This is a genomic window from Lentisphaera profundi (assembly GCF_028728065.1).
GTDB classification, from domain to species: domain Bacteria; phylum Verrucomicrobiota; class Lentisphaeria; order Lentisphaerales; family Lentisphaeraceae; genus Lentisphaera; species Lentisphaera profundi.
On record NZ_CP117811.1, the window covers coordinates 2,797,544 to 2,808,341 of the forward strand.

General features: G+C 33.9%; 12 protein-coding genes. All 12 read right to left on the minus strand.

What is annotated here, in order from left to right; translation table 11 throughout:
* Window positions 1-73: 73 nt before the first annotated feature.
* A complete protein-coding gene (locus PQO03_RS11525) occupies window positions 74-415 on the minus strand; it encodes a hypothetical protein (RefSeq protein ID WP_274150409.1) in 342 nt (113 codons plus the stop codon).
* Window positions 416-626: 211 nt separating this feature from the next.
* Window positions 627-902 carry a hypothetical protein gene (locus PQO03_RS11530; protein ID WP_274150410.1) on the minus strand — a complete coding sequence of 92 codons (276 nt, stop codon included), beginning with the start codon at window positions 900-902 and terminating at the stop codon, window positions 627-629.
* A 621-nt stretch (window positions 903-1,523) separates the two neighbouring features.
* Window positions 1,524-2,693 carry an IS91 family transposase gene (locus PQO03_RS11535; protein ID WP_274149230.1) on the minus strand — a complete coding sequence of 390 codons (1,170 nt, stop codon included), beginning with the start codon at window positions 2,691-2,693 and terminating at the stop codon, window positions 1,524-1,526.
* A 163-nt stretch (window positions 2,694-2,856) separates the two neighbouring features.
* A complete protein-coding gene (locus tag PQO03_RS11540) occupies window positions 2,857-3,432 on the minus strand; it encodes a hypothetical protein (protein WP_274150411.1) in 576 nt (191 codons plus the stop codon).
* 113 nt (window positions 3,433-3,545) lie between these two features.
* The gene (locus tag PQO03_RS11545) at window positions 3,546-3,839 is read right to left on the minus strand and encodes a hypothetical protein (protein WP_274150412.1); all 294 of its coding nucleotides are present in this window, start codon (window positions 3,837-3,839) and stop codon (window positions 3,546-3,548) included.
* A 329-nt stretch (window positions 3,840-4,168) separates the two neighbouring features.
* Entirely contained in the window at window positions 4,169-5,338 is a 1,170-nt protein-coding gene (locus tag PQO03_RS11550; protein ID WP_274149230.1) for an IS91 family transposase, read from the minus strand.
* Between the two features lie 152 nt (window positions 5,339-5,490).
* The gene (locus PQO03_RS11555; RefSeq protein WP_274150413.1) at window positions 5,491-6,048 is read right to left on the minus strand and encodes a hypothetical protein; all 558 of its coding nucleotides are present in this window, start codon (window positions 6,046-6,048) and stop codon (window positions 5,491-5,493) included.
* A gap of 74 nt (window positions 6,049-6,122) precedes the next feature.
* On the minus strand, window positions 6,123-6,725 hold the full coding sequence (locus PQO03_RS11560) for a hypothetical protein (RefSeq protein ID WP_274150414.1): 603 nt from the start codon (window positions 6,723-6,725) through the stop codon (window positions 6,123-6,125).
* 56 nt (window positions 6,726-6,781) lie between these two features.
* The gene (locus PQO03_RS11565) at window positions 6,782-7,351 is read right to left on the minus strand and encodes a hypothetical protein (RefSeq protein ID WP_274150415.1); all 570 of its coding nucleotides are present in this window, start codon (window positions 7,349-7,351) and stop codon (window positions 6,782-6,784) included.
* Window positions 7,352-7,422: 71 nt separating this feature from the next.
* Window positions 7,423-8,055 carry a hypothetical protein gene (locus PQO03_RS11570; protein WP_274150416.1) on the minus strand — a complete coding sequence of 211 codons (633 nt, stop codon included), beginning with the start codon at window positions 8,053-8,055 and terminating at the stop codon, window positions 7,423-7,425.
* A 571-nt stretch (window positions 8,056-8,626) separates the two neighbouring features.
* A complete protein-coding gene (locus PQO03_RS11575; protein WP_274149230.1) occupies window positions 8,627-9,796 on the minus strand; it encodes an IS91 family transposase in 1,170 nt (389 codons plus the stop codon).
* 447 nt (window positions 9,797-10,243) lie between these two features.
* Window positions 10,244-10,594, minus strand: a complete 351-nt coding sequence (locus PQO03_RS11580) for a hypothetical protein (RefSeq protein ID WP_274150417.1) — start codon at window positions 10,592-10,594, stop codon at window positions 10,244-10,246.
* Window positions 10,595-10,798 lie beyond the last annotated feature (204 nt).

Sequence of the window (10,798 nt, forward strand, 5' to 3'; positions counted from 1 at the left end):
AGAACGACCGAGATTAGGGATTTCGAGCGAAGCGAAGAAATTCCTCTGCAGCTCATGGTTCGGTTTCTGTTTTTTATTTTGCGTTGATATATACGTCGTAATATTCATATTCATCATGTTGGAAATATTCTTCGTCTTCCATTTCTTCTCCATCCTCATCATATGTATAAACATCTTTTCCTATGGAGTTAGAACAAACTGTAATTATATATTCACCATTATTTAAATTGATTTTTAAATCATCATCGCCAGAATTAGCTGGTGCAGATACAACGAGTGTACCTGATGTGATATTTAGATTTTTTTGAAATGTGCGTTCGTATGATTTATCTGGTGATTCATCAATGTACACTCTTAATCTATGGTCATTTAAATCTGCAACTGTCGATACATAGATTGCTTGGTCTGTCGCCATATAACCATATGCTAATTTATTTTGATCAATCCAAGATAGTTTGTCATCATTGTAATGATCATATCCAAGATTGAAAATCTAAAATTGGTAGTGGTCTGCAAATATTCTGTCAGTTACTTTTATCATATTGAATTTTCATTTTTTTATTCTTACCGAACGTCTAAGCTGAGGGAGATTGAGCCTTAGCGAAAATCTTCCTTCCGGCTTCTTGTTAGGAGTTATCGTTATTTTCTTTGTTTCGTTTTATAAAAGATAAGTGAATTTTACCAAATGCTGCAAACAATAGTAGAATGGATGCAATAGGAGCAACATAAAGTAATAAAATGGCAGTTAGTAATCCTAAGATATGCATGTCTGTAGGAGGCACTAACCATTCATAAATTACTGTTATGAGAAAAGTAGTTATTACTAAAATCATAAGTGCGAAACCTATGTAATAAAACCATGATGTTATTCGTTGTATGAATTCGTTTTTTTTCATTTTCATTTTCACTTCCTAACGACCGAGATTAGGGATTTCGAGCGAAGCGAAGAAATTCCTCTGCAGCTCATGGTTAGGTATTGTTTTTTTTGATCTTGAATATTGTAGTTTAACTTCGTATTTGGTTTGTCTTTGTCAGATTATTCATTCGTTGATCAGCTGCCAAAATCTGATTTCATCGTGTAGTCAGCTGCATCTTTACATTGTTCTTTCAGATTTAGAATAGGGTATTTTCTAATCCATATTTCATCAATCTTCAGATCTATTTTTACATGATTTAAATTGGCTTTTATATGATTAATTTTTTCTTACCTAACGTTCGAGTTGAGCTGTGTTCGAGCCTAAGCGAGAAGATCAGTTCCAACGATTGGTTGTACTTGGTTTCAATTATTGATGGGTCCATATTTTCTATGGTGCTAAACTAAGTGTTTTTGTCTTGTTAAACAAGGTAACATTAGCGATGTAGTCACCGTGATTAGGCGCTTTTTATAGAGTTCAAAAGTTTTGAGAAGCAGTAGTCTTACATTTCTATGGATTTGAGTGCTTGTTGTCTTATAAAAAGAGCTAAATAGCCACTTTTGATATAAGTGCTTTTTGTCAGGGAGCCTGAACGCTCTGATTGGACTCTTATGCATGTAATTTCCCCCTTCTATAATGAAAGAGTATTGGTGGAGGTCTTTCATTTTGAAGGTCATTTCCACGTTTAAAATCACTATTACCACAGCAATCACAGACTTTGGGTTGCCAAGCTTCATCTTTGAATCTTTCGTTAGCTTTGAATTCTTTTAGTAGTTCAGCAAAGAGTATCTTACAGTATTCCTTACTGGTAGTTCGTTGAGCTCCTGCAAAAAGGCCATAAAATCTTGATCTCCGAAATCCTTTAGGAAGTACATGCTGCATAAATCTTCTGATGAATTCCTGGGGTTTCATTCTGATATCTTTATGTCGAGCAATTCCTTTCTCGTCCAAATCTTTATAATCTTTGATATCAAAACTTATGAATGAATTTTCAACTGCCGTAATTCTACTGTTCGCTATTGCACTTCGATAAACATAACGACTCAAGTACTCGACCACTACTTCAGCTCCTGAGAATGGTTTTTGGATATTGACGACCCAAGATTTTCCTTCGATGATTTTATATATTTCAGTGAAATCTTGTGTGTTAACTAACTTCTTATGTTTATAGAGACTCTTGAGTTTTCGGAGAAATCGTTTTTTGAATTCTGCGGAGGCTTCAAAAATGTCAAATAAATAATCTTCTCTTCCTGCTTTCCATGTTCCATCTTTTTTCATTCCTCCACTTGTGACCAATATATGTACGTGAGGATGGAGGCATAAATCTTGGCCCCAGGTATGAAGTGTCGCTATAATTACAGGTATTGAATCATGATATTTTTTACTCAGGTGAAGTAAGCTATCTGCAGCAGTTCTGAACAGTAAATTATAAATTTCTCGTTGGTTAAATCTTGCGATAGGATTCAGTTCATGGGGCAGAGTGAAAATGCTGTGAAAATAAGATACAGGGAGTAATTCATCGAGTCGTTCATTTAACCATCTTCTTCGACGTATTCCCTGACACATTGGACAATTGGTATTCCCGCATGAATTATAGACGGGTCGTTCACTTCCGCATTTACAACATACTTCATTATGTCCTCCAAGATAGGCTGTCCGGCACATAGCTATATCTTGTAGTGTTTTTCGTTGTTCTTTTAATAAAGAATGATTGCCTTCATAAGTTTGACCAAAACGTCTGAAGATTTCTCCCACACTATGTTCTGTTCTCGTTTCCATCTTTCTTACCTCTGTATAGATAAGAAATAACATCAATCTTTATATGTCAAATTAGTGTTTAAATTAGGTTCATTTTTTCCATTATTTTAGTACAACGACCGAGATTAGGGATTTCGAGCGAAGCGAAGAAATTCCTCTGCAGCTCATGGTTAGATATTATCTTTTATTTCTTTTGATTTATAGATCGTTCTTCGTCTACTTTCTGTTCATACCATGAAAAAGGTTTTAAGTTTTCTTTTTCTTGATCAGTAAGTGTTTGATCAATTAATTGTACATTATTATGATGCTTTGCTAAGATGTAATTCTCTAAGGCTTTACCTAGTTCTTTATAATACTCATCTAAGTCTGTGAATTTACGTCTAGAAACAGAACCAATTCTTTTCTTATTGGTTATTAAATTAACTAAGTGAACATCCCCGTCGTATACACTAGCTTGTAAACCTTCATGCATCCCATCTTTTAAATTACCAAAACCTTCTTTACTATAAAAATATCCAGTCTCTTTCCCTTGATTATAAGTGTATATATATACAGGTTCTAAAAGTTCTTCATAAGCAACACATATTTGTAGCCATTCTCCATTCCTAACATATTTTTCAGTACCACTATCCCATTTCATTTCTCCTCGCATGTACATTGAACTCTCACCTGGTTCATTTGACATGCCTGAGAATTCATAGTTTGGATGACTGCATCCAATAAATAAGAGAGTAATGATTATTTGTATGATGTATTTCATTTGTAATTTATTTTCCTTATCTAACGACCGAGATTAGGGATTTCGAGCGAAGCGAAGAAATTCCTCTGCAGCTCCTGGTTAGGTGTTTTTTTAATTCTGACATTATCTAGTTTTTATAAAAGAGTTGCCACTGCATTTTTCCAATTATCTGACTCCAAAGTACTCGTGATTAATTTGGGAATACCATCTGATGAGTCGTATGGATATCCAACTTCCTTATGATTAAGGAGGTATTCATGCCAAGCAATTAAATTATATTCAAAATCTTGACCAGTAATTTTAATTAGCTCTTCACGACCTTCTGTGATAATTTGTGCTAAAGACATCGATTTTACTTTAATTTCGAACATGCCTGGTGTAGATCCACACAAGAAATGTAAAGCTATTTGTATTGGAGTAAGTCTCATTATTTTATTCTCACCTAACGTTCGAGTTGAGCTGTGTTCGAGCCTAAGCGAGAAGATCAGTTCCAACGATTGGTTGTACTTGGTTTCAATTATTGATGGGTCCATATTTTCTATGGTGCTAAACTAAGTGTTTTTGTCTTGTTAAACAAGGTAACATTAGCGATGTAGTCACCGTGATTAGGCGCTTTTTATAGAGTTCAAAAGTTTTGAGAAGCAGTAGTCTTACATTTCTATGGATTTGAGTGCTTGTTGTCTTATAAAAAGAGCTAAATAGCCACTTTTGATATAAGTGCTTTTTGTCAGGGAGCCTGAACGCTCTGATTGGACTCTTATGCATGTAATTTCCCCCTTCTATAATGAAAGAGTATTGGTGGAGGTCTTTCATTTTGAAGGTCATTTCCACGTTTAAAATCACTATTACCACAGCAATCACAGACTTTGGGTTGCCAAGCTTCATCTTTGAATCTTTCGTTAGCTTTGAATTCTTTTAGTAGTTCAGCAAAGAGTATCTTACAGTATTCCTTACTGGTAGTTCGTTGAGCTCCTGCAAAAAGGCCATAAAATCTTGATCTCCGAAATCCTTTAGGAAGTACATGCTGCATAAATCTTCTGATGAATTCCTGGGGTTTCATTCTGATATCTTTATGTCGAGCAATTCCTTTCTCGTCCAAATCTTTATAATCTTTGATATCAAAACTTATGAATGAATTTTCAACTGCCGTAATTCTACTGTTCGCTATTGCACTTCGATAAACATAACGACTCAAGTACTCGACCACTACTTCAGCTCCTGAGAATGGTTTTTGGATATTGACGACCCAAGATTTTCCTTCGATGATTTTATATATTTCAGTGAAATCTTGTGTGTTAACTAACTTCTTATGTTTATAGAGACTCTTGAGTTTTCGGAGAAATCGTTTTTTGAATTCTGCGGAGGCTTCAAAAATGTCAAATAAATAATCTTCTCTTCCTGCTTTCCATGTTCCATCTTTTTTCATTCCTCCACTTGTGACCAATATATGTACGTGAGGATGGAGGCATAAATCTTGGCCCCAGGTATGAAGTGTCGCTATAATTACAGGTATTGAATCATGATATTTTTTACTCAGGTGAAGTAAGCTATCTGCAGCAGTTCTGAACAGTAAATTATAAATTTCTCGTTGGTTAAATCTTGCGATAGGATTCAGTTCATGGGGCAGAGTGAAAATGCTGTGAAAATAAGATACAGGGAGTAATTCATCGAGTCGTTCATTTAACCATCTTCTTCGACGTATTCCCTGACACATTGGACAATTGGTATTCCCGCATGAATTATAGACGGGTCGTTCACTTCCGCATTTACAACATACTTCATTATGTCCTCCAAGATAGGCTGTCCGGCACATAGCTATATCTTGTAGTGTTTTTCGTTGTTCTTTTAATAAAGAATGATTGCCTTCATAAGTTTGACCAAAACGTCTGAAGATTTCTCCCACACTATGTTCTGTTCTCGTTTCCATCTTTCTTACCTCTGTATAGATAAGAAATAACATCAATCTTTATATGTCAAATTAGTGTTTAAATTAGGTTCATTTTTTCCATTATTTTAGTACAACGACCGAGATCAGGGATTTCTGAGCGAAGCGAAGAAATTCCTCTGCAGCTCATGGTTCTACTTTTTTATTTCTTTTATATATTCTTTATCACATGTTTCGCATATAAAAAATTCTATCTTTTTACAGTGCGGATTCTTTTTTTGTTCTTCAGATAATGGACCTTTAAAGTATTGTCCTACAGGTGATAAATTCGGATATTTGTTTCGTTTTGGGTCAAAAACATAATGTACATTCAAAGAAGATTCATAATGATAAAATTTTTGTTTTTTCATCTTTGTGTCGTGTGTAATACATATCTTTTTTTTAGCATATTGATCAATAATTGTTTTAATGTTTTTAGTACACGTTTTACACTCTAACCCTGGAGGTGTTGTCTCGTACATGAAATACTTTGAATGTGGATTACTCTTTAGATATTTTTTGGGGATAAAGTAATCATATATTTCTTCTGTTAAAACTTGTTCAGCAATTAACTCTACATTGTCACCGTTATATCTCTCTTTATACATATTTTTCATTAGAAGAACTTCATGAAATTGACACTTCTTTTGTTCATCTGAAGTCAATGAATTGACAAAAATAACTGATAATATAAGTCTTATTAAATTTTTCATGTTTTATTTATGTAGAACGACCGAGATTAGTGAGATTTGAGCCTAAGCGAAAATCTTCACTGCAGCTCATGGTTCTATATTTTGCTATTTCTTTTTTTATGTTCATTATGATCAAACTTTTGAACTTCATATTTATTTTTTAATTTATACCACACCCAGCGACCACCGCCTACGGTTTCTTGAATTAAATGAGGACACATTGTGTGTTGTGTGAATTCGAATGTGATATGGATGTATTCTTCAGATGACTTCTTACCTTTATAAAATTCTTCTAGTCTCACTTTTGCAGTGACTTTGCCTTGAAGCCATGGATAGTCATTAAGTTTTTTCTCATAATAATTGATTAAAGATTCTCTTTCTTTTTTAGTTTCGTTTAATACGATATTTAATTTTTCTTTTAGTTTTTTATCATCAGGCATTAAGTCTATGTCGCCAGTGTGAATTTCCTTAAAAGTTGCGACATAGTGAAGATAGTTCTGCATAGCTAAATGAAATCGTATTTCTTCTCCAGTAAGCATTTTACCTTCATTAGAGAAAAAAACTATTTTTTCAACAAATCCAACAAAGACTTTGTCAGAATTCTCAAATTTCGTAAGTTGCTCTTTTTCGCTCCATTTAGTGGGGCTAGCTATTAAGATGTTAGCTAAGAGTAATAGATTTAGAATTAAAATCTTCATTTTTTTTCCTTATAGAACGACCGAGATTAGTGAGATTTGAGCCTAAGCGAAAATCTTCACTGCAGCTCATGGTTATGGTTTTTCGTTTCTTTTATTAGTGTTTTCAATGTTTCTAAATGCGCTATATCTATGGAATGTAATTCATTTAGTTTATTGCTTTTATACCAAATTGCTTCTTTTTTGTTTACCGCAAGTGCGATTTTCGGGTCTGGGCATCCCGAATGATGTTTATAATAACTCTTGCACGTATATTGAAGTATTCTGTCCTTCAATATAGAGCCTTTTAAGTTTTCAGTGACATTAACTTTAGCTGTGATAAGGACTGTAATTAAAGGTGGGTCTTCTCGAGGTCCAGGGGGTTCAGGAGGCTGCGATCCTTTCGTTTCTTTAGATGATTTATCGTGATATTCTTCTTTGAAATCATAGAAACTATCAGCTTTTTCTTTTGTGATTTCTTTGTTGTCTATTAGATATTGTTCTTTATATTCAATCACCTTACCTAAAAAAATGTCAGTAGAATTTGACGCAACGCTGTTTAAACTTTCGTTAGTCCATTTGATTACTCCTCCAAATGTTGAGAGAGATACCAACAGTACTGTATAAAATATATTAAATTTCCTGTTCATTATTATTCCTCCATAACGACCGAGATTAGTGAGATTTGAGCCTAAGCGAGAATCTTCACTGCAGCTCATGGTTAGCTCTTGTTTAATTGACTTTCTATTGAGGGATACCTGTTGAAAAATGGGTAATAATAAAACCAAAGAATTGCTTTTAATGGATAAAGAGGGATCGATTTAACATATTTATGTATTTGTAAAGAACCTTTAAATAAATTTAACTTTATGTTTTGTTCAGAAGTGTCATCAAGTGGAAAAATCTCCTTCTTTGTCTTAATACAGTCTAGAGAGTTTTTATGTTTCTCGATAAGTTCTTTTAACGGTATTTTTGGATAAACTTCTCGAAAATAGTTTTCAGGCATAGGAGTATTTGTAGATGCCTGATTGTTGTAAGTTGTTAAAGAATAACTATTGGAAAGTTCTGTTTCAATTGTAATGGAATTATCAGGTAGCGTGTAAAGTATAACTTGGCTTTTATTTCTCCATAGAACCATTGTTGCCAATTGTTTTTTCCATAGAATCTCCATCTTGAATTCGTCAGGTATTAATGCGTTGAATTTAGTAATATCTTTTTGTATATTTTTAGGTAATTCGTCATATTTTATTTCGTTAATGAAATTATCGACTGAAATATTTTTATTAAGTTCTTTATAAGCTGTAATTGGCGGGCCAATAAGTAATAGAACTATAAATAGTATGATCCATATCATTGTTGATTCCTTTTATTATTTGAGCTAACGACCGAGATTAGTGAGATTTGAGCCTAAGCGAGAATCTTCACTGCAGCTCATGGTTCTGTATTTGTTTCTTTTCATTTTTTTATTTCTATAAGACTATTGCTGACTTCGCATAATTCTAAATTGAGGATTCTACTTTTGCTCTAGAATCTCTAGGTTCCGATAAGATTAAATTCGTGCATCCGCGATTTATTGGATCGTCGTTTCTTCCATTATTATTTATTCCTACAGAACGTTCGAGTTGAGCTGTGTTCGAGCCTAAGCGAGAAGATCAGTTCCAACGATTGGTTGTACTTGGTTTCAATTATTGATGGGTCCATATTTTCTATGGTGCTAAACTAAGTGTTTTTGTCTTGTTAAACAAGGTAACATTAGCGATGTAGTCACCGTGATTAGGCGCTTTTTATAGAGTTCAAAAGTTTTGAGAAGCAGTAGTCTTACATTTCTATGGATTTGAGTGCTTGTTGTCTTATAAAAAGAGCTAAATAGCCACTTTTGATATAAGTGCTTTTTGTCAGGGAGCCTGAACGCTCTGATTGGACTCTTATGCATGTAATTTCCCCCTTCTATAATGAAAGAGTATTGGTGGAGGTCTTTCATTTTGAAGGTCATTTCCACGTTTAAAATCACTATTACCACAGCAATCACAGACTTTGGGTTGCCAAGCTTCATCTTTGAATCTTTCGTTAGCTTTGAATTCTTTTAGTAGTTCAGCAAAGAGTATCTTACAGTATTCCTTACTGGTAGTTCGTTGAGCTCCTGCAAAAAGGCCATAAAATCTTGATCTCCGAAATCCTTTAGGAAGTACATGCTGCATAAATCTTCTGATGAATTCCTGGGGTTTCATTCTGATATCTTTATGTCGAGCAATTCCTTTCTCGTCCAAATCTTTATAATCTTTGATATCAAAACTTATGAATGAATTTTCAACTGCCGTAATTCTACTGTTCGCTATTGCACTTCGATAAACATAACGACTCAAGTACTCGACCACTACTTCAGCTCCTGAGAATGGTTTTTGGATATTGACGACCCAAGATTTTCCTTCGATGATTTTATATATTTCAGTGAAATCTTGTGTGTTAACTAACTTCTTATGTTTATAGAGACTCTTGAGTTTTCGGAGAAATCGTTTTTTGAATTCTGCGGAGGCTTCAAAAATGTCAAATAAATAATCTTCTCTTCCTGCTTTCCATGTTCCATCTTTTTTCATTCCTCCACTTGTGACCAATATATGTACGTGAGGATGGAGGCATAAATCTTGGCCCCAGGTATGAAGTGTCGCTATAATTACAGGTATTGAATCATGATATTTTTTACTCAGGTGAAGTAAGCTATCTGCAGCAGTTCTGAACAGTAAATTATAAATTTCTCGTTGGTTAAATCTTGCGATAGGATTCAGTTCATGGGGCAGAGTGAAAATGCTGTGAAAATAAGATACAGGGAGTAATTCATCGAGTCGTTCATTTAACCATCTTCTTCGACGTATTCCCTGACACATTGGACAATTGGTATTCCCGCATGAATTATAGACGGGTCGTTCACTTCCGCATTTACAACATACTTCATTATGTCCTCCAAGATAGGCTGTCCGGCACATAGCTATATCTTGTAGTGTTTTTCGTTGTTCTTTTAATAAAGAATGATTGCCTTCATAAGTTTGACCAAAACGTCTGAAGATTTCTCCCACACTATGTTCTGTTCTCGTTTCCATCTTTCTTACCTCTGTATAGATAAGAAATAACATCAATCTTTATATGTCAAATTAGTGTTTAAATTAGGTTCATTTTTTCCATTATTTTAGTACAACGACCGAGATTAGTGAGATTTGAGCCTAAGCGAAAATCTTCACTGCAGCTCATGGTTATACATTGATTGTTTCTCATTTTTTTCTTTCAAATTCAAATGATAGATCAAACATAGTACTCCATTTAGGTTTTTGACCTAACAACCATGCTACGGGATAAACAATTAACTTTAGGAAGAACATACATATACGCATTATCCATTCTAAAGCGTATAGGAAGTCTAATATATCAAACATTTTATCACGTTCTTTTACTGATTATCTAATTGATTTATATTCATTTTTTATGTTCTGTATAACGACCGAGATTAGTGAGATTTGAGCCTAAGCGAAAATCTTCACTGCAGCTCATGGTTAGTTTTTTTTCGTATTCCATTTTGCTTTTATTTGAGATAAAAATGAGTACTTCTTTTTAATCTCTCTATACGGGTAATATAATTTTTTCAGGTTTATCCAATCTTCTGGGAATTGTATAACTTCTTGTTCATCATCTAAAACAATATGATTACAGAAATTCCCTTTACATTCGATTTCAATGAAATATATAGATTCTTCATATGTGTCAAAAATATATTCTTTGGGAGTGAGGTCGGGTTCTCCCATCATTTCTGCAGTGTATTCATAAATAACAAATTTTCCACTGGGTGCGTAGAATAAGTCTTTGTCTCCAAGACGAGCATTAACTGGTTTTCTATTTATTTTCATTTTTATTAAACTAACATGGTTTTATGCGTAGTACGAGTTTGTCGGATTTTTGGTTGATTGACAATAGTACGTGCGTTGTTGAAGTTGTAGTAGGTTTTTAGTTTTTGTATTAAAAAAGTGTTTAGTGATAGAGTTGTAGGAAGTAGTAATAGTACAGATAACTCGGGAATACGGGTGTTATGTGTAGTACGCATAAGTCGGGAT

Coding starts and splice junctions, on each gene's coding strand:
- PQO03_RS11535 (WP_274149230.1), bottom strand. CDS start 2,693: ATGGAAACGAGAACAGAACATAGTGTGGGAGAAATCTTCAGACGTTTT.
- PQO03_RS11550 (WP_274149230.1), bottom strand. CDS start 5,338: ATGGAAACGAGAACAGAACATAGTGTGGGAGAAATCTTCAGACGTTTT.
- PQO03_RS11555 (WP_274150413.1), bottom strand. CDS start 6,048: ATGAAAAATTTAATAAGACTTATATTATCAGTTATTTTTGTCAATTCA.
- PQO03_RS11540 (WP_274150411.1), bottom strand. CDS start 3,432: ATGAAATACATCATACAAATAATCATTACTCTCTTATTTATTGGATGC.
- PQO03_RS11530 (WP_274150410.1), bottom strand. CDS start 902: ATGAAAATGAAAAAAAACGAATTCATACAACGAATAACATCATGGTTT.
- PQO03_RS11525 (WP_274150409.1), bottom strand. CDS start 415: ATGGCGACAGACCAAGCAATCTATGTATCGACAGTTGCAGATTTAAAT.
- PQO03_RS11570 (WP_274150416.1), bottom strand. CDS start 8,055: ATGATATGGATCATACTATTTATAGTTCTATTACTTATTGGCCCGCCA.
- PQO03_RS11575 (WP_274149230.1), bottom strand. CDS start 9,796: ATGGAAACGAGAACAGAACATAGTGTGGGAGAAATCTTCAGACGTTTT.
- PQO03_RS11560 (WP_274150414.1), bottom strand. CDS start 6,725: ATGAAGATTTTAATTCTAAATCTATTACTCTTAGCTAACATCTTAATA.
- PQO03_RS11565 (WP_274150415.1), bottom strand. CDS start 7,351: ATGAACAGGAAATTTAATATATTTTATACAGTACTGTTGGTATCTCTC.
- PQO03_RS11580 (WP_274150417.1), bottom strand. CDS start 10,594: ATGAAAATAAATAGAAAACCAGTTAATGCTCGTCTTGGAGACAAAGAC.
- PQO03_RS11545 (WP_274150412.1), bottom strand. CDS start 3,839: ATGAGACTTACTCCAATACAAATAGCTTTACATTTCTTGTGTGGATCT.